This window comes from Ruminococcus sp. 5_1_39BFAA, assembly GCF_964240875.1.
Classification (GTDB): Bacteria; Bacillota; Clostridia; order Lachnospirales; family Lachnospiraceae; genus Blautia_A.
This window is the reverse complement of the sequence record NZ_CAXSVO010000001.1, coordinates 516,235-535,000: the sequence shown is the minus strand read 5'-3', so window position 1 is coordinate 535,000 and position 18,766 is coordinate 516,235. Positions and strand designations below refer to the sequence as shown.

14 protein-coding genes are annotated in these 18,766 nt (G+C 47.6%); 10 read left to right on the top strand and 4 right to left on the bottom strand.

The window, feature by feature from the left end; all coding sequences use genetic code 11:
• Positions 1 to 213 precede the first annotated feature (213 nt).
• Positions 214 to 3,291, top strand: a complete 3,078-nt coding sequence (locus tag ACESZH_RS02360; protein WP_373216663.1) for a glycosyl hydrolase — start codon at positions 214 to 216, stop codon at positions 3,289 to 3,291.
• A gap of 492 nt (positions 3,292 to 3,783) precedes the next feature.
• Here ACESZH_RS02360 and ACESZH_RS02355 read toward each other — a convergent pair whose 3' ends face one another.
• Entirely contained in the window at positions 3,784 to 4,755 is a 972-nt protein-coding gene (locus tag ACESZH_RS02355; protein WP_373216662.1) for a metallophosphoesterase, read from the bottom strand.
• A 30-nt stretch (positions 4,756 to 4,785) separates the two neighbouring features.
• The gene (locus ACESZH_RS02350; protein WP_373216661.1) at positions 4,786 to 5,847 is read right to left on the bottom strand and encodes an AraC family transcriptional regulator; all 1,062 of its coding nucleotides are present in this window, start codon (positions 5,845 to 5,847) and stop codon (positions 4,786 to 4,788) included.
• Positions 5,848 to 6,085: 238 nt separating this feature from the next.
• On the opposite strand from ACESZH_RS02350, the gene ACESZH_RS02345 reads away from it, so the two are divergent.
• The 6 genes from ACESZH_RS02345 to ACESZH_RS02320 all read left to right on the top strand — a co-directional run bounded on the left by ACESZH_RS02345 (position 6,086) and on the right by ACESZH_RS02320 (position 11,975).
• The gene (locus tag ACESZH_RS02345; RefSeq protein WP_373216659.1) at positions 6,086 to 6,943 is read left to right on the top strand and encodes a substrate-binding domain-containing protein; all 858 of its coding nucleotides are present in this window, start codon (positions 6,086 to 6,088) and stop codon (positions 6,941 to 6,943) included.
• 156 nt (positions 6,944 to 7,099) lie between these two features.
• The gene (gene pstC / locus ACESZH_RS02340; protein WP_373216658.1) at positions 7,100 to 7,957 is read left to right on the top strand and encodes a phosphate ABC transporter permease subunit PstC; all 858 of its coding nucleotides are present in this window, start codon (positions 7,100 to 7,102) and stop codon (positions 7,955 to 7,957) included.
• Positions 7,947 to 8,855, top strand: coding sequence for a phosphate ABC transporter permease PstA (pstA, locus tag ACESZH_RS02335; RefSeq protein ID WP_373216657.1), 909 nt, complete (start codon positions 7,947 to 7,949; stop codon positions 8,853 to 8,855). Before pstC ends, pstA begins: the two co-directional genes overlap by 11 nt.
• A 5-nt stretch (positions 8,856 to 8,860) precedes the next feature.
• Positions 8,861 to 9,619: a phosphate ABC transporter ATP-binding protein PstB gene (gene pstB, locus ACESZH_RS02330; RefSeq protein WP_373216656.1), complete on the top strand. Its 759-nt coding sequence runs from the start codon at positions 8,861 to 8,863 to the stop codon at positions 9,617 to 9,619.
• Between the two features lie 5 nt (positions 9,620 to 9,624).
• Positions 9,625 to 10,290: a phosphate signaling complex protein PhoU gene (gene phoU, locus ACESZH_RS02325; RefSeq protein ID WP_373216750.1), complete on the top strand. Its 666-nt coding sequence runs from the start codon at positions 9,625 to 9,627 to the stop codon at positions 10,288 to 10,290.
• Positions 10,291 to 10,307: 17 nt separating this feature from the next.
• Complete coding sequence (locus tag ACESZH_RS02320; RefSeq protein WP_373216655.1) at positions 10,308 to 11,975, top strand: ATP-binding protein; 1,668 nt, start codon at positions 10,308 to 10,310, stop codon at positions 11,973 to 11,975.
• Here the strand turns inward: ACESZH_RS02320 and ACESZH_RS02315 are convergent.
• Together ACESZH_RS02315 and ACESZH_RS02310 are read right to left on the bottom strand one after the other, a co-directional pair.
• Positions 11,947 to 13,500 carry a response regulator gene (locus ACESZH_RS02315; protein WP_373216654.1) on the bottom strand — a complete coding sequence of 518 codons (1,554 nt, stop codon included), beginning with the start codon at positions 13,498 to 13,500 and terminating at the stop codon, positions 11,947 to 11,949. The two genes, ACESZH_RS02320 and ACESZH_RS02315, sit on opposite strands and share 29 nt — an antisense overlap.
• Entirely contained in the window at positions 13,497 to 15,284 is a 1,788-nt protein-coding gene (locus ACESZH_RS02310) for a sensor histidine kinase (RefSeq protein ID WP_373216652.1), read from the bottom strand. Before ACESZH_RS02310 ends, ACESZH_RS02315 begins: the two co-directional genes overlap by 4 nt.
• A 319-nt stretch (positions 15,285 to 15,603) precedes the next feature.
• Between ACESZH_RS02310 and ACESZH_RS02305 the strand changes: the two genes are divergently transcribed.
• From ACESZH_RS02305 to ACESZH_RS02295, 3 genes are all read left to right on the top strand, one after another.
• Positions 15,604 to 16,908 (top strand): ABC transporter substrate-binding protein, encoded by a 1,305-nt coding sequence (locus ACESZH_RS02305; protein WP_373216650.1) that lies wholly within the window; start codon positions 15,604 to 15,606, stop codon positions 16,906 to 16,908.
• A gap of 83 nt (positions 16,909 to 16,991) precedes the next feature.
• A complete protein-coding gene (locus ACESZH_RS02300; protein ID WP_373216649.1) occupies positions 16,992 to 17,921 on the top strand; it encodes a carbohydrate ABC transporter permease in 930 nt (309 codons plus the stop codon).
• Positions 17,918 to 18,760: a carbohydrate ABC transporter permease gene (locus ACESZH_RS02295; RefSeq protein WP_373216647.1), complete on the top strand. Its 843-nt coding sequence runs from the start codon at positions 17,918 to 17,920 to the stop codon at positions 18,758 to 18,760. The genes ACESZH_RS02300 and ACESZH_RS02295 overlap by 4 nt, the downstream gene beginning before the upstream one ends.
• The last annotated feature ends 6 nt before the right edge of the window (positions 18,761 to 18,766 follow it).

The window sequence follows — 18,766 nt, the reverse complement described above, 5'->3', positions numbered from 1 at the left end:
TTCCTTTCCGGCAGCCTAAACTCCGGGTTTTCCCTGGTTAGCAGCCTGCTTTTTCTTACAGTTTAGCAGACATGGAGGGAAAAAGGAATAGAAAATGACATAAATCAGGTTAAAAGGTGAGATAGAAAGCCGATTTTATTTATGGGATAATTCTGTCATCAAAAAGGAAATCGTGATTTTCCTGAAACAGAACATAAAATGAAGGAGGCTCTTATGAAGAAAACAGCGAAAAAACTCACATCTGTTCTCATCGCACTGGCACTGCCCATCTCAGGGATTGCGACTGTGTTTGGAGAAGAGCAGGGAACATTCCAGACAGACCTGGAGGGCAAATTTGCAGAACCAGCTATGGAGTATTGGCCGGAGGCGCGCTGGTGGCTTGCAGAGGGAAGCAATACGGATGAGACTATTAAGGAAACCATACAGTCTGCTTATGACTCCGGCATCGGGGCAGTGGAATTTGCCACACTGGAGGCAGGAGTGGATGCGGAAACCTATTCCTGGGGCAGTGATGAGTGGGTCAGCGACTCCCATAAGGTTATCGAGGAGGCTACTGCTCTTGGAATGGGAGCAAGCTTTACCTCCGGTACACATTGGAAAACAGCAAATATTCCGGGGCTGGATCCCAACAGTGATGCGGCATCCCAGGAGCTTGCCGTGACTACACAGGAGGTGGCAGCAGGTGAAACCTTTGACGGTGTCATTGCAATGCCGGAAGCGGCAGAGAATATCACCGCACAGAAGCTGGTGGCTGTAGTAGCAGCCCGTGTGAACAGGGCAGAGGAGGAGACCGCTTACCTGGATTCCGATTCTATCCAGGAAATAACAGACACCGCAGAGCAGACTGAGGAAGGCTGCAAAGTGGCGTTTAGCGCTGAAGGAGGAGACTATGTATTATTTACATACTGGCAGCGCGGCACCGGACAGGTTTGTACACCATCAGTGGAAACAAATTACTCGATCAACTATTTTGCACTGGACGGCTTCAATGCTTTTAAGGAATACTGGGATACAAACATTCTGACGGATGAAATGAAACAGCTTATTGCAGACAACGGCAATGTACAGATGTTCATGGATTCCCTGGAGCTTGCTCATGGAGGCGGCTTTGTATACTGGACAAGCCAGTTCCGCGAGGAGTTTATGAACCGCAAAGGCTATGATATCATGCCTTATGTGATGCTTATGCTTGGCGGCAGCCGGGGACCGGCTTCCTATGTACTGGACGGAGAGGATGTTCTGAATGAAAAATACATCAATGATTTTAACGATGTGATTACACAGCTTTACATTGAGTATCTGATGCAGCCTATGGCTGATTACATGCACGAAAACGGAATCGAGCTGCGTGCCCAGATCGCATATGGACAGACTTTGGAAGCATCTCTGCCGATTCAGACCCTGGATTATGTGGAATCCGAGTCCCTGAACGGAAATGACCAGCCGGAGGTTTACCGTTTCCAGGCAGGGGCACAGCACCTTTATGACATCAATGAGTTTTCATCTGAGACAGGCGCTACCTGGGTGAATTACGCCTGGTCTCTGAAGCATATCCTTGAAAATCCGATCTATACCGAATATCTGGGCGGTGTCAACCGTGTGATCTATCACGGAATCGCAAGCATCTGGGGACCGGAAGGAACCTCATGGCCCGGATACGAAGGCATGTACGGCGATATTTCCGAGCGTATGGATCAGCGCCAGCCATTTTACCAGGATCTGAAGTCCTTTAACACACACCTTGCACGTATCCAGCAGGCGCTGCGTTATGGACAGCCCCAGATGGATGTGGGACTTCTCACCCTGGAATATAATATGAACACCGCATATGGACAGCCGATCAGCCATCTTCTCGAGCATCAGGGCTACTACTGGCCGGATATAAATATGCAGGATGCAGGCTATACCTATGAATATTTTAACCCACAGATCCTTACACAGGAAAATATCACCGCTGAAAACGGGGAGGTTGATCCGAATGGCGTTTCCTATCAGGCATTGATCGTTTGGCAGGATACTCTTCCCGCAGATGTGGCACAGAAGCTGGTTGAGTATGCGAATGCAGGCGTAAGAATCCTGATTCTTGAGGGCGCTGCACAGCATACGCCGTGGAATGATGGTCTGGATGAGGAGCTGGCAGCGGCTATGGAAGAGCTTCGCGGCTGTGATACCGTTACCACCATTGAGAAAGAAGCCGATGCAGCGGCAGCCCTTGCAGAGCTTGGGGTACAACCCCGTACTGCTTTTGCGGAGCCGAATCAGGCGATTCTCACTGTGCTCCGTGCGGACGATGACGCTGCTTATATGTTTGTAAACAACTATACACAGGCAAAAGAAACTACAGCAGAGGAAAATGCAGATCTGGCAGAAGGCGAGCCATACATGCGCCACTATGACCAGTCTACGGCAGTTTCCATCGACACCGCTATTTCCGTGGAGGGCAGCTATGTTCCGTATCTGATCGACACCTGGAGCGGAGAAGTTTCCCGTGTTGCAGATTATACGATCGAAGACGGACGCACCGTGATTCCGGTATCCCTTGACAGCGGAGACACCGCATTGTATGCGTTTGAACCTGTTGCAGAAAATGTAAATACGACCATTGTTTCCACCACTGCTGATGAAACTGCTTCTGCAGACGGACAGCTTGCAGTACGTGCATTTGCCAGCGGAAGCTATGAAACAACACTGTCTGACGGCACAACTGTCACAAGTGATCTGACTGTAAGCGATCCGATTTCTCTGGCTGCTGCAAGCTGGCATCTGTCTGTTGAGGACTGGAAGCAGGGTGAGCTTCTTACCCGCACAGAGGAAAAGGAAGGCTACACAACCACGGAATATACCTATGAAACATCCAAGGATACCATTGATGTGGATCTGGACAGTCTGAAGACCTGGAACAATATCGAGGAGATTGGCCTGGATGTTTCCGGCGTAGGCTATTACAGTACCACCTTCACCCTGCCGGATGGCTTCACTGCAGAAAACGGCGCTTATCTTGACCTGGGCAATCTGGAAAGCAGTGCAAAGGTGACTATAAATGGAAAAGAGACTGCGGATGTAAATCTGGATCGTCCCCGTGTGGATGTTTCCGATTTGTTGGTGGACGGAGAAAACACCATCGAGATCCGTATCTCCACCACACTGACAAACCGTGCGCTGGCTGAGGGCATTCAGAAGCCGGGTGTTGCAAACCTGTGGATGGAATTTCCGCGCTATATCAACGGATATTTCGAATATGGACTGACAACGGTTGATCTGGTTCCGTATGCAGAGGCAATCGTGGGATGATCCTGGCTAATACTTTAGACAGGATATAAAAATAAACTCCCTGACGGACATTAAGCAAAACAAGGCTTATCTCTGTCAGGGAGTCTTTTGTTTACGCTGCGGAGATTTGAGTGGTTGTTGGGTGATTATGAACGTGATATAATCATCATGACAAATTTGAACCTGCCCTTAGCGCGTAAGCCTGGAAAGCCAGTGTTTATGCGGATGTCAAAGACTTTTGACAACGGAAAAATAGCGCAAAAACGGGAATGTCAAAGCCGTTTGATAGACGGCCGCCCTCTTTTTGATTAAGCTTTGAAATGCAAGGAGACAAAAAATGGAACTGGCGGAAATGATTCATTATATCAGCGATATGACTGCGATTATGGCAGCTTGTGTTTTGACAAGCTCGATGTAAAATAAAAGCACTGCTGTACCAATGATTGAATGTTCAATGGTCGGCAGTGCTTTTGAGGTGACTGTAGCAGAATGCTTTCGTCCCCTGGATGGTATCTATTCTGGCTTTAACGTCACAAAAAGCGCATGTTTTTCATAAGCTGCCCCTGTAACGATCTGTGCCAGTCTTTCGTTCAGGTTATCCTTATGGTAAAAATGAATATGCCCGCCCAAAACAAGCTGCACCATACTGTCCGGAGCTGTGATCAGATCAATGAATTCCTGGGTATCCTCTTTGGGCTTGCAGCTGTTTTTTCCAAGAAGCACCCTGGAGCGTCCCTTTTTGGATGGCCCCCATACATCAATACTCTGCTGAAGGAGACTGTCATCTCCGGTCAAAGGTTCAATGGGCACATGGAGCACTACAACCACGGGTTTTCCTGTCTCCAGAGCGGCTTTCAGCCCGTCCACTGTGCTTTTGTCTATCTGATTATTTTTGTCATTTGCAGCAAAGATGATCAGGTCATCGTATTCCACTGTCTGATAAGTGCCCTCGTTGCGCACAGTATCCAGGCGGGGCAGATAATCTTCATAGGCAGCATCGGAAAAATATTCCTCTCCGTATTCAAAGTCATGGTTGCCAAGGCTATACAGATAAGGTGCCTTTAATTTGCCAAGCTCATCCTTCAGGTAATCAATAGACGCATACATGGCAGAATCAATAATATCCCCTCCCATGATAAAGAGATCGGATTCCAAAGTGTTGGAAGCCTTGACCAGCTTGTCAAAGGTTTCAGGCGAGGCAACCCCATTTTCATCGCAAAATGCCGCCTGCCGCTGCTGGGCTTTTTCCAGAACCTCTGCATCCCGGTCGTCACACAGGGAAATATGGGAATCCGCCATAAAGAAGAGGTGATATTCCTTCGCGAGTCCGGGAACCGCGATTTCTTCCCGGGAAATATACAGCTCTTCCAGTTGACTTTGGGATAACGTATCTTTCTTTTTCGCATAAACCAATGAGGCGGAGATTGCTATAGCCGCAATCAGGAGTGCAAGAATCAATCCTATGGTAAGTTGTTTCTTTTTCATTTAAAGTCAGTTCCTTTCTTCAAAAGATAATTAAGTCCTCTGCCGAAACTGCGCCGGAGACACCGCCACCAGCGCTTTAAACCTTCGCTCGAAGTTGGCTCGCGAGGAAAATCCCATCAATTCCGCTATCTCATCAATATTTAAAGGTGTGCACTGCAACAGAGTCTTTGCCTTTTCCTGCCAGTAGTATGAGGAAAGCTCCTTAAAAGTCTTTCCGGTGGTTTCCCGGATCAGGCGGGAAAGGTAATTCAGGGAAAAGTGATTTTCCTCTGCAAGCTCCTGCAGGGTCACCATGCCGCATTTTGCCTGGATGGTTTCCAGTACAGCTTCCAGGGAGGGATTCCTGGGAGTCAGGCGCGGCTCTGAGTTGAAGCCCTTTACGCAATGAATGCGCGCCATCTCCGCAAGGAGAGGGATCAGATAGCATTTCATCACCGTCTGGGAGGTTTCATCATTCATAAGGTACGCCCGGAGCATCTGGTAAATGATGGATTCCAGGTGGTGATTGGGCGTGTCCTGCAAATGGATACAGGCGGCCGCCTGGTTTTCGTTGCTGACCGAGGACGCGTAAAACTGCCAGAACATGGGAATGTCCCGGAGCATATTCAAAAGCTGGGTGGTGAAAACTTTTTTCCGAACACAGATCGTGAGGATCATGGAATCCTCATCGGCAAGCACCCGCTCATGTGCAGTCTGGAAGTTCATCATACAGACACTGCCCTCCTGGAAGAGCTCCTCCTGCCCATTAATATAGTTATAACAGGAACCCTTCAGAACATAAAACATTTCAAAATAATCATGATCGTGACAATATCCCGCCTTTGCCCTGGCACGGCTTGCCTCCACATCGGGCGTGATCCCAAAGGATTTCCAGCAGTCGGCAAAAAGGATAATGTCATCCGTCTCTCCGAAGATACACTCCTGGACCATGTGGCGCACCTTTTGACGGCGCAGCATTGCACGGTACTGATCTAAGGCCAGTCCCGCCTCATCTGCTTTTTTCTTATCATATTCTAACTGCCTTTTTTCTGCCTGTTCAAAACGGAACGGTGTCTGCAGCATTAATTCCGCAAGGTTCTCCAGCATTTCCATAACGCACCCCACCTGTGGCGCTGCCTGCACGGGCAGCGAATCTTTTTTCATTACGTACATTTTATCATAATCCATCCCATGAAACACAGTCAAATTTTACGGAAATGGTAGTAAAATCTTATTTCCTTTTACAATCATTTTACAGAATCAGGATTTTGGATTTTACGATGGGTTTTTATAATGTGACTTGTAAATAAGAAAACAAGATTTCACAGAAAATAACAGAGGAGATTTTATCATGAAGAAAAAAATTGCGACAATTTTAACAGCAGCAGTTATAGGAGTTACAGCATTCGGCACCGTGGCAAGTGCAGCAAGCGGAGACATTACCGTAGTATCCCGTGAGGATGGTTCCGGTACCCGCGGCGCATTCATCGAACTGTTCGGAATTGAAGAGAAGCAGGGCGACGAGAAGGTGGACATGACGACAGAGGAAGCAAGCATCACAAACAGCACCTCCGTTATGATGACAACCGTATCCGGCGATGACAATGCGATCGGCTACATTTCCCTTGGTTCCCTGGATGACACAGTAAAGGCTGTAAAGATCGACGGAGCAGAGGCAAGCGTTGAGAACGTTGCAAATGATACTTATAAAGTGTCCCGTCCGTTCAACATCATCACAGGCGAGGAAGTAAGCGAGACAGCACAGGATTTTATCAACTTTATCATGAGCGCTGACGGACAGCAGATCGTAGAGGACAACGGATATATCAAGGTAGACACAGAAGCTCCTGCTTATGAAGGCGCAGAGGTTTCCGGAAAAGTCGTAGTAGCTGGTTCTTCATCCGTAACCCCGGTAATGGAGAAATTAAGCGAGGCTTATAAAGAGGTCAATCCGGATGTAACCGTAGAGGTACAGCAGAGCGACTCTACCACAGGTATCACCTCCACAAAAGACGGCATCTGCGACATCGGTATGGCATCCCGTGATCTGAAGGACGAGGAAAAAGACGGCCTCACCGCAACGGTTATCGCAAAGGACGGAATCGCAGTGATCGTAAATAACAGCAACGAGATGGAAGACCTTACAAGCGAGCAGGTAAAAGCAATCTTCACCGGAGAGACAACAACCTGGGAAGACCTTGCTGAATAGGTAAAAGATAGAACCATTCAGTGGGCATCATCCTTTAAATCCCGAGACAATATTACCGAATAAGTGTGAAAAGCGGCTCAGAGGTGTCTACAGGCATATGTATGGGCCGCTTGCATTGTCCGGTATCCATGACAAAATCAGAAAGACAGGTGTGTTATGAATCACATAAAAGAAAAAGGTATGAAGATCATTTTCATGATCGCAGCATGTACCTCTGTTCTTGCAGTATTTTTAATCTGTATCTTCCTTTTTGCAAACGGAATTCCGACCATAGGAAAAATTGGCCCGCTGAAATTCCTGCTTGGTCAGGAGTGGAAGCCGTCCAATGACAAATTCGGGATTTTTCCCATGATCATAGCAAGTATTTACGTAACAGGCGGCGCTGTGCTGCTGGGTGTTCCAATTGCCCTTCTTACCTCTGTGTTCATGGCCCGATACTGTCCGAAAAAAATCTATGGTCCGTTAAAATCAGGCATTGAGCTGATGGCAGGCGTTCCCTCTATCGTATATGGATTTTTCGGGCTTGTTTTGATCGTTCCCCTTATCCGGGACATCTTTGGAGGCACGGGAACAAGTATGCTGGCAGCCATTATCCTTCTGGGCATGATGATCCTTCCCACCATTATCGGAGTGACGGAATCTGCGATCCGCAGCGTGCCGGAAAGCTACTACGAAGGCTCGCTGGCACTGGGCGCAACAAAGGAAAGAAGCATTTTTGCCGTTATGCTCCCGGCAGCAAAATCAGGAATTCTGGCAGGCGTTGTTCTTGGGATCGGCCGTGCCATTGGAGAAACCATGGCGGTGGTCATGATCGCAGGAAACCAGCCCCGTATGCCCAAAGGCTTGTTAAAGGGCGTGCGTACTATGACGATGAATATCGTCACAGAGATGGGCTATGCCTCCGGCCTTCACAGAGAGGCGCTGATTGCAACAGCAGTTGTGCTGTTCGTATTTATCCTGATCATCAACTTAAGTCTTTCTTTATTAAACAGGAGGGCGGAACATGCAGATTAATACATCCGCAGTGGCAGAAGTTCCCGTTTCTTCCAGAAAGAGAAACACCTCTACCTTTGCAAACAAAATGAAATCCTATCTTCGCCATCCGGGTTCAGGGGTCCTGGCGCTTCTGACTTTGCTGGCAACGATCATGACCTTTGGAATGCTGGCTTTTCTGGTTGGCTACATACTGGTTAAGGGTATCCCTTATCTGAGTGCGGACCTGTTCAGCCTGACCTATACCTCGGAAAATGTTTCTCTGGTTCCGTCGCTGATCAATACGTTTATCATGACAGTCATGTCCCTGCTGATCGCCGCCCCGCTGGGGATTTTTGCAGCCATTTATCTGGTAGAATATGCAAAAAAGGGAAGCAGGCTGGTAGGGCTGATTCGTATCACGGCAGAGACGCTTTCCGGTATTCCGTCCATCGTATTCGGTCTGTTTGGTATGCTGTTTTTTGTGACAGCGCTGAAGTGGAGAATGTCACTTCTGGCAGGTGCGTTTACTATGGTGATCATGATCCTGCCTCTGATCATGCGTACTGCTGAGGAGGCGTTAAAGGCTGTTCCGGACTCCTACAGAGAGGCAAGCTTCGGCCTCGGGGCAGGCAAACTCCGGACGATTTTTACCATTGTACTTCCGTCTGCTGTTCCCGGAATCCTGGCAGGGATCATCCTTGCTATAGGACGTGTAGTTGGGGAGACGGCAGCACTGCTTTATACATCAGGAACCCTGCCTTCTGTGCCGGACAGCCTGATGGGTTCCGGACGTACCCTGGCGCTGCATATGTACGTGCTTTCCTGCGAAGGTCTTCATATGAACCAGGCGGCAGCCACTGCGGTGGTCATTCTGGTCTTTGTATTATTCATCAACTGGCTGTCCGGTATGGTGGCAAAACGAATCGCGAAAGGATAAGAAAAATGAGTGAAACCACAAAGTTTTTGGTAGGAGATATGAATCTCCATTATGGGAAATTTCATGCGCTGAAAAACATCAATATGGACATTCCTGAGAAAGAGATCACGGCATTTATCGGACCAAGCGGATGCGGAAAATCCACTCTTTTGAAATCTTTAAACCGAATGAATGACCTGGTTGAGGGATGTGTGATCACTGGAAAAGTTGAGCTGGACGGAGAGGATATTTACGGAGATATGGACGTAAATATGCTGAGAAAAAGGGTGGGAATGGTATTCCAGAAGCCAAATCCTTTTCCAATGAGCATCTATGACAATATTGCTTACGGTCCGCGTACCCACGGCATCCGGTCCAAAGCAAAGCTGGATGAGATCGTGGAGACTTCCCTGAGAAATGCAGCCATCTGGGACGAGGTTAAGGATCGCCTGAAAAAGAGTGCGCTGGGCATGTCCGGCGGTCAGCAGCAGCGTCTGTGTATTGCAAGAGCATTGGCAGTCCAGCCTGAGGTACTGCTGATGGATGAGCCAACATCCGCCCTTGATCCCATTTCCACCTCGAAGATTGAAGAGCTGGCTATGGAATTAAAAAAGGATTACACCATTGTCATTGTCACCCACAACATGCAGCAGGCAACCCGTATTTCCGATAAAACAGCATTCTTCCTGCTGGGAGAGGTCGTGGAATATGCGGATACGGATAAGCTGTTTTCCATGCCGGGAGACAAGCGGACAGAGGACTATATTACAGGAAGGTTTGGTTGATGATTATGGGTACACGGTTTGAAAGGCAGCTGGAAGAGCTGCATGTACAGCTCATTACTATGGGAAGTCTCTGCGAAAAAGCGATCTCTCTTTCCGCAAGAGCCATTCAGGAAGAGGACAAAACGCTGGCGCGTATGGCTTTTGAGACGGATAAGGAGATCGATGCAAAGGAGCGTGAGATTGAGACACAGTGTATGAGCCTTTTGCTTCACCAGCATCCGGTAGCGGGAGATTTAAGAAGCATCTCAGCAGCACTGAAAATGGTGTCCGATATGGAGCGTATTGGAGATCAGGCAGCGGATATTGCGGATCTTTCTCTTTATATTGATAAGGATGCAGTAAATGCGCCCATCAACATTGTGGAAATCGCTGATGAGACAGTAAAGATGGTGACTGGCAGTGTGGATGCTTTTGTGAAGTCGGACTTGAAATTGTGCAGAAAAGTCATTGACGAGGACGACATTGTGGACAATGCTTTTAATCAGATAAAAGAGCAGTTGGTAGATCTGATCTACGGACGCAGGATCGATGCAAAGACGGGCCTGGATCTTCTGATGACAGCAAAATATTTTGAGCGTATTGGCGACCATGCGGTGAATATTGCAGAGTGGGTAGAGTATTCTATCACGGGTGAGCATAGAAAAAATGAGCACCAGGCATATTATGAATAAGGACAAAGGGGTAAGCTTTGACTAAGAAAATATTTAAATCTACTATGCTGGTTTCAGGCGCTGTATTGGCACTGGGACTGGCATTTGTGCTGGGAATCTTGTATCATTATTTTGGAAATCAGATACTGGGAGAGCTTCGCAAGGAGGCTTCCTATCTTTCCTACGGAGTCGAAACACAAGGGGTGGAATACCTGGAAAATATCGCCAGTGACCAGTCCAGAATTACATATATAAAGCAGGACGGAACGGTGCTTTATGACAGTCAGGCAGATGCGGAAAACATGGAAAACCACAGCGACAGGGAGGAAGTGAAGGCCGCCCTTTCTAAGGGAGTGGGGCAGTCTTCCCGTATGTCCGAAACCCTGTCGGAAAAGACTACTTATTTTGCCCTGCGGCTGAAAAACGGAAATATACTCAGGGTTTCCAGCACCCAGTATTCCATTGCGGCGTTGGTATTTGAACTGATTCAGCCCATGTTGTGGGTTATTCTTGTGATGCTTATTTTGTCAGGGATGTTTTCGTTCAGAATAGCCAGGAGGATCGTGAAACCTATCAATGAGCTGGATTTGGAACACCCGGAGGAAAACCAGATTTATGATGAGGTTTCGCCCCTGCTGAGCCGTCTGTATAAGCAAAACAGGATGATCGATCAGCAGCTCGAGACAGCAAAAAGAGAACGGGATGAGTTTAATATCATCACGGAAAATATGCAGGAGGGCCTTGTCATTATAGACCGGCATACCAGGATCCTGTCTGGAAACGCCAGTGCATGGAAGCTTTTTAAGCTGGGCGGATCGAAAGAGGGAGAAAGCGTTTACGCTTTGAGCAGAAGCGAAGGGTTCCGGAATATTATCGCCGGCGTACTGGAAGGAAATCATGAAGAAAGGATTCTGAAGATCGGCGGTACGGATGTGCAGGTGATCGCCAATGCGGTTACCCGCGGCGAGGAGATACAGGGTGCAGTCCTGATCATGATGAATGTTACGGAAAAGGTGGAACGGGAGAATTTGAGAAGAGAATTTTCCGCAAATGTATCCCATGAACTGAAAACTCCCCTTACGTCCATTTCCGGATATGCGGAGATCATGGAGAGCGGTTTTGTAAAAGAAGAGGATATCAAAGCCTTTGCCGGAAGAATCCACAGTGAGGCGGGGAGACTGATTGCCCTGGTGGAGGATGTGCTGAAGATCTCCCAGTTGGACGAAGGTGAAATTCCTTACGAATGGGGTGAAACGGACGTTTTCATGCTCTGCAAGGAGGTTTTCGGGAACCTGCAGGAAATTGCAAAAAAGCGAAATGTCAGCCTGTATATCGGAGGAAGTCCTGTCAGGCTATATACGGTTAAGCCGATTTTAGAGGAGATTATCAGCAACCTGTGCGAGAATGCTGTAAAGTATAACCGGGATGACGGAAGTGCGAGTATTTATCTTATGGACATGGACGAATCAGTCAGCATTACGGTAAAGGACACAGGGATCGGCATTCCCCGGGAGGATCAGGGACGTATTTTCGAGCGGTTTTACCGCGTGGATAAAAGCCATTCCAGGGAAATTGGCGGCACAGGCCTGGGCCTTTCTATTGTGAAGCACGGTGTAACCTACCTGGGAGGTAGCATTACCCTGGAGAGCGGGGAAGGTGTGGGAACAGAGATCACGGTTACTTTCCCGAAGAGCCGTCAGGAGTGATATGCTGCCGGTATTCCGTAGGGCTGACCCCGGCGTAGCGTTTGAATATGGAGGAGAAATAGGTGGGATCATGATAGCCCACCAGCTCCGCCACCTCATAGGCAAGGATGTCGGATTTTTCCAGATATTCCTTTGCCTTTTCTACTCTGGCGCGGTTCACATATTCCGTCAGGGATTCCCCGCATTCCCGCTTAAAGGTGCGGCTTAAATGGGAAGAGGAAATATGCAGGTGTTCGGAAATATGCTCCAGGGAAAGGGGCGCTGACAGGTTTCCGTGGATGTAGCGCAGCGCATTCTCGATCAGCCTGTTCTGGCTGCCGGAAAGGCTCTGCAGATGGCTCTTGGTATAAGCCATTAGTGCCCTTGTGGTTTCCTCCAGAACAAAAATATCCGAGGCATCGTGGAGCTGTTCCAGGTATTTGGGGGACGGCGGCGAGACCTCTTTTTTTATCAAAACACGGGAGCAGATATAGTAGATCTGGGAGCAGATGTTTTTGGCATCCCTGGAGTTGACGAAGTTCTGCTTGAAGTTCATAAAGATGCTGTCCGTGACACTTTCAGCCTCCTGAAACTGCCAATTGTTCAGGTGATTTTCAAACTGGAACAGCGCCATGGAGTTTTCCGCAGTCAGGTCATACCCGCTTGTTTCGGAAGACAATTTGAAGCAGGACAGATTCTCTTCGGAATAAAAATTCTGGGTCAGGGCAAAGATCGCCTCCGACACAGCAATACCGAAATTTTCCGGTCCCTGGTGGAAGCGGCTGATTCCTACCGCAGTATTCTGGGAAGCCAGAGCATGGGCAATGTGAATGATCTCCCGGCAGTTCTCAATAATATTTCGGGGAACGGACGATCTTTCAGCGCCTTTTTCTTCAGAATCCATAAAATAAATGGTAATGATCAGGTTGTTGTAGCGATAGCAGTAAGCATTTCTTTTTTCGTCAATAATGATCTTTTTCAGGGCGCTGATATCCTCGCCCATTGGTATCATCTGAAATGCGGCAACATAGTATTGCTGCAGGAAAATGCCAAGCTTATTCAGCCGTTCCTCATACTCCGGAGTGAGGGGCTGATTGGTCAGCTCCTGGAGAAGCTGGTCCTTTAAAAAGGCAAGCTCTTCCTTTGCAATGGCGTTGTTTTTCTTGGAAACGATCAGCTTCTTCTGGGCTTCCTGGACTGCTTCAAACAGAGCCTTTTTGTTTGTTGGCTTCAGGATAAAGGAGGATACATTATAGCGGATGGCAGTGCGGGCATACTCAAATTCTGCATATCCGGTGAGCAGGATCACCTTGATATCCAGGCGGTTTTCGTAGACAAAACGGGCGACCTCAAGCCCGTCTGCTACAGGCATCTTGATATCCGTAATGATGATATCCACCGCATTTTTTTGCAGAAAATCAATGGCTTCCATACCATCGCTGGCTGTGCCTGCCACAGTACAGTCGATGGATGCCCAGTTCATAAAATTGGCAATTCCTTTTCTCATTGTGGCTTCATCATCCACGATCAGCAGCTTGAAAATCATGACGCATCCCCCTTATCAGCAGGAATCGTAAAGGAAATAGAGGTACATATATTTGGCGTACTGGAAATATGAAGTCTGGCATCCTCCCCAAACAATAATTCCAGACGTTTATCCAGATTTTTCAGTCCGATATGGGTATGGGAATCCGTGGTGGAGGAGGCAATTTTGCGCACATCCGGAATCTCTTCAAAGCCCACACCGTTGTCTGTGATATGGATTTCCATAAAATTCTCCGGCATTTTCACAATCCTTATGGTAAGCTGCCCTTTCCCTTTTTTGGGCTCCAGGCCATGTACAATGGCATTTTCTACAAGGGGCTGAATGCAGAAGCAAGGGATCTTGCAGGAGAGAAGCTCTGGAGGGATCTGAATGGAGCATGAGATCTTATCCTCAAAGCGCATCTGCTGTAAATAGATATAAAAGCGCACATATTCCATCTCTTTTTCTAATTCTACAAAGGCTCTGTCCCTGGAAATAGTGTTCATTTTCAGCAGCTCACCCAGGGAGATCACCATCTGATAAATCTCTTCGTTGTCGATCATCTGGGCTTTCCAGGCAATGGTATTCAGCACATTAAAAAGAAAATGAGGGTCCATCTGAGACTGCAAAGCGTGGATCTCTGCATTTTTCAGAAGGAGCTGCTTCTGAAAATTGTCGTTATAATAGGTATCCAGCTTTTTCAGCATCTCGTTAAAGGAAGAGGCCCATACGTCAAACTCATGATACAGCTTCATGGGAGGCAGAGTAGACGGTTTTCCCTGGGAAATTTCATTGATATGATAGACCATTTTCTCAATGGGCCTGGTAATGGCGCGGCTTATGATGATGGCGGCAGCCAGGGCAACCAGGATGGTCACACTAAGGAGAAGCAGGTAGGATTTCAGGGTATCGTTTAAGTCCTTCAGAAGCAGCTTACGAGGCGCTGCCACTGCAGAGGTAAGACCAATCTCATCCAGGGTCTGGGCAGCCACATAATAAGAAGCATCGGAAAGCTCCAGCTCCTGAAAGGAAATGTCCTGGCTGTGCAGGGAGATCCCGGATTCCATTTCCTCCACCTGCTGCTCCATTTCCAGATTAGACAGGATGTGGATGGAGGGATTATAAAGGAAAATAAACCAGGCAGGATCAATACCCTTGGCACAGTATTGGATCCATTTATCCGTGTCAATATTGAGGATCATAAGCCCTATATGGCGGCCCGTATTGCTGCTGAACAGATTTCTGGCAAAGTAAAGATTACTGTGGTCCGAGGGTAAAGTAAGACACATCAGACGGGTCTCACTTTCATCAATGGAGGCAATCAGCTCCTGGCTTTTTTCGGAAACTGCTTCCAGATTCCCGGAAGTATAGGTGTGAAAAACCGTGTCATCATCCCCGATCAGATAAATGGAATTGGTAAAATTTTTGCTGGAAAGGGGCGTGCTGCAGTAAATATAGGACATCTGCCGCTCAATCTGAAAGCGGTTGTTGACGCTTTTGTTGGAAGGATGAGGAGACTCCAGGGCATCCATGATCATATTGTTTGACATAAAAAGGGGAATAACGGAATCAATGGAATCAATCTGCTCGGTAATGCGGTCATTGACCTGATTGAGCTGCCGTACAATGGATTCCTGGGAATTGTCCTTTAAAAGTGCGGAGGTTCTGGCATAATAAAAGAGGGTGGAGCAAAGAAGGACCACCGTTACGATCAGGGAGACTGCAGCCGTAATAAAGGTGCGGAGGGAAAGATTGTTTTTCTGAAAAACACCGGAAAAAAATGGTGGTTTTTTCATATTTTCCATATGATTCTCCCTTCTTCCGTTATGATTTGAAATGTTGTTTCCACCTGGCAGCCGAAACGTTATATTTATAATTATTACATATTTGTCAGATTTCATCAATGCGTTTCGGAAAAATGCAAAAAATTCAAAAGAAAAAGTCAAAATTTTCAATGAGGACCAGGAAGAGCTGTGAAAAGGGCAAAAAGCGGGACAGAAAAGGATGGAAATTCCAAGGAATCCGGCAAAGGAGTTTATTAAAAGAATGCCGGACAGGTGCTATAGTAAACATATGAGGACAGGGCAGTGTCAGGCGCCCGGAAAAAATGAAGGAGGAATGAAGATGAAAAAAAGATGGACAAAGCAGATCCTTGCAGGAGCCATGGCAGGACTGATGGCAGCAAGCCTTCCGGTATATGCGGGAGAGGATGAAAAGATCGTGCTGAACGTGATCAATTATCATGTGGGAACAGACTACGCAGCAGATTATTACGCTTATTTATTTGAAGAATTCCAGAAAACTGAGGAAGGAAAAAACGTGGAATTCCAGTTTGAGGAAATCCCTACCACGGATGCTTACAACCAGAAGATCAAGCTTCTGATCTCCAGCGGAGATCTGCCGGATATTGTATTTAACGGAGGCAATAATATCACTGAGCTTGCTGCGAAATCCGGCAAGGTGGCAGACCTGACACCGTATTTTGAGGAGGATGCAGAGTGGAAAGCACTGTTCGATGAAACCTCTCTGGAATTCAATACCGTGGATGGAAAAATCTACGGGGTTCCGGTTTCTAAGGAGATTTCCTACATTTATTATAACAAAGAGCTGTTCGAGCAGGCTGGCATTGAAGCACCGGAGGTATCATATGCAAGCTGGGATGAATTTTTTGAGGCATGTGACAAGCTGAAGGAGGCGGGGATCACACCGCTGGGAATGGACAGCGCAGATTCCGGCTGGCTTACAAATCTGTGGATGAGCGCGCTGATCGGAACAAACGGCGAGGCAGGCAATATCTGGATGAACACCATGTATCCCACAGACTTTAACACACCGGAGGTGGAAGCTGCAGCAGAAACCATCCAGAAAATGTTCCAGGAATATACTACCCCGGATGCGGTAGGCGGAAAATATGATCCAATGGCAACCCATTTCTTTAACGGCGAAGTGGCAATGTTCCCCAACGGACCATGGATGATCCCGGATTTCTCCGAGACAGAAAAAGCGCCGGAAGGCTTTTACGACAACGTGGGAATCATGCTGATGCCTGGAAACGGCATGGAAATGGTACCGACACCTGGTGATATGGTAGGCGCGAAGGACGAGGAAAAGATCAAGGCAGCCGTAGCATTCCTGAAATTTGAGACAAGTCCGGAAAACCAGATCAAGGCTCTGGAAATGACTGGTCTGCAGCCGGTTTCCGACAACCTGGAAATTCCGTCCGGACTGACAGAGAGCGATCCTCTGATGGCACAGGTTCTGGACATCCAGGGAAAAGCAGAGATCACCTATGGACAGAATCAGGCTTACTGGTATCAGAACACCATCGACACCTTCTCCACACAGCTTCCGGAGCTGGCTTACGGCAATATCACGGCCCAGGAATTCTGCCAGAAGCTCTCCGAATCTGCGGAGAAAAATGCAGAATAAACCCTGTAAATAAACGAAAAGGGGGCGCAAACCGCTGCCCTCTTTTTCCATGCAGGAAGAATAAATAAGAAGGAGGTTGTCTGATGAGAACAAAGAATAAAGGAATATGGATCGCTCTGTTTACCATTCCCTGTATGCTGTTATTTGCGCTGGTTTATGCAGCGCCCATCGTGACCGTGGCGTATACTTCCCTGTGCAATTACACCACATTTTCCAGCCCTGTATTTCAGGGGATCAAGAATTTTGTAACCATTTTCCAGGACGGGGATTTCCTGGTCTCTATCCGGAATACTCTTGTGTGGGTAGTGCTCCAGTCCACATTTCATGTTGCACTTGGCCTTTCCATGGCGCTGGTGCTGAGAAGAAAACCAAAGGGCTGGAAGGTGGTCCGCACGGCATATATGATCCCCAATATTATCCCAACAGCAGCTACGGGCGTGATGTTCACCCTGCTTTTGAATCCTTCCTTTGGGGTGGTCAAACCCTTCCTGGATTTTCTTGGAGTGGACTATACCATGGTGCCGAACCTGTTCGGAAATTCCCGCTACGCATTCTGGACTGTGACATGTACCTGGATCTTATATTCAGGCTTTAACACCATAATTTTCCTTTCAGAAATGGGAGCCATTGATAAGGAAATCTATGAGGCAGCAGTGGTGGACGGGGCAAAGCCCTGGCAGGTGGACCGGTATATTACCCTGCCTTTGATGAAAAATATCTTCGGAACCTGTGTGACGCTGGCATCCGTGGCCATGGTATCCCAGTTTGATATTATCTATATGACTACAAAGGGAGGTCCGGGAAATGCCACCCTGAACCTGCCGATCTACCTGTATAAAACAGCAACCCTGGAGAACAATTATGGAAAGGCAAACGCAGTGGGCGTGGTGCAGATTACCATAGGTCTGGTGCTGGTTCTGCTGATCCAGAATATTTTCAGGGAGAGATCTGAGACAGAAAAAGGAGGCCGCAGAAGCAAAAAAGCGGCTGCCGGAAAGGGGGAAATCCGATGAAAAAGACATCAAAGATTTTGATATATTTGGCGGTCTTTGCGAAATATTTGTTTATGATCTTCTTTACATTGATCGCAGTAGGCCCTATCGTCTGGGCTTTTATCAGCTCCTTTAAGACCTATAGTGAGATCAATTCTTCCGCTCTGTCATGGCCCGCAAGCTTTAAGCCGGATAACTACATAGCAGCTTTTAAGTATGCGCCCATCGCAAAGTATTTCCTGAACAGCGTGATCATTGTGGGCTGCAGCGTCCTTGTAACAGTGGCTCTTGTGGCGATGTGCTCCTATATTATTTCAAGGTTTGATTTCAAACTGAAAATCCTGGTAGTGCTTTTGATATCCGCCTCCCTTATGCTTCCGGCGCAGGCGATATCACAGCCTCTGTTTGCCATTTTCCAGAAGCTGGGGATATTTGATACAAAGCTTGGACTGGTCATTGTATATTCTGCAATGGGGATTCCCATGTCCTTTTTTGTCATGACAAGCTATTACAAAACCATTCCCATGGCGCTGGAGGAATCGGCTTATATAGACGGGGCAACCTTTTTGCAGACCTTTCTGCGGATCATTCTGCCCCTGGCAAAACCGGGGCTTGTGACCATTGCGCTTTTGCAGTTTATCAATACGTGGAATGAGTTTTATTTTGCCCTGATGCTTACCAGCGGGGACAGAGCCAGAACCGTTCCCATTGCCCTGAACTACTATATGGGAACCTTTGCAAACAATTATTCCGCCCTTTTTGCGGCAGTGGTGATGACTGTTCTGCCTACGATCGTGCTGTTCATTATTTTGCAGAAACAGGTAATGGAAAGCCTGACGGCCGGGGCGGTGAAAGGATAAAAGTAT

Excerpts from the sequence above, each read along its gene's own strand:
- ACESZH_RS02345 (WP_373216659.1), top strand. The coding sequence starts at position 6,086 with ATGAAGAAAAAAATTGCGACAATTTTAACAGCAGCAGTTATAGGAGTT.
- ACESZH_RS02315 (WP_373216654.1), bottom strand. The coding sequence starts at position 13,500 with ATGATTTTCAAGCTGCTGATCGTGGATGATGAAGCCACAATGAGAAAA.
- ACESZH_RS02300 (WP_373216649.1), top strand. The coding sequence starts at position 16,992 with ATGAGAACAAAGAATAAAGGAATATGGATCGCTCTGTTTACCATTCCC.
- ACESZH_RS02295 (WP_373216647.1), top strand. The coding sequence starts at position 17,918 with ATGAAAAAGACATCAAAGATTTTGATATATTTGGCGGTCTTTGCGAAA.
- ACESZH_RS02350 (WP_373216661.1), bottom strand. The coding sequence starts at position 5,847 with ATGGAAATGCTGGAGAACCTTGCGGAATTAATGCTGCAGACACCGTTC.
- ACESZH_RS02310 (WP_373216652.1), bottom strand. The coding sequence starts at position 15,284 with ATGGAAAATATGAAAAAACCACCATTTTTTTCCGGTGTTTTTCAGAAA.
- phoU (WP_373216750.1), top strand. The coding sequence starts at position 9,625 with ATGGGTACACGGTTTGAAAGGCAGCTGGAAGAGCTGCATGTACAGCTC.
- pstC (WP_373216658.1), top strand. The coding sequence starts at position 7,100 with ATGAATCACATAAAAGAAAAAGGTATGAAGATCATTTTCATGATCGCA.
- pstA (WP_373216657.1), top strand. The coding sequence starts at position 7,947 with ATGCAGATTAATACATCCGCAGTGGCAGAAGTTCCCGTTTCTTCCAGA.
- pstB (WP_373216656.1), top strand. The coding sequence starts at position 8,861 with ATGAGTGAAACCACAAAGTTTTTGGTAGGAGATATGAATCTCCATTAT.
- ACESZH_RS02305 (WP_373216650.1), top strand. The coding sequence starts at position 15,604 with ATGAAAAAAAGATGGACAAAGCAGATCCTTGCAGGAGCCATGGCAGGA.
- ACESZH_RS02355 (WP_373216662.1), bottom strand. The coding sequence starts at position 4,755 with ATGAAAAAGAAACAACTTACCATAGGATTGATTCTTGCACTCCTGATT.
- ACESZH_RS02360 (WP_373216663.1), top strand. The coding sequence starts at position 214 with ATGAAGAAAACAGCGAAAAAACTCACATCTGTTCTCATCGCACTGGCA.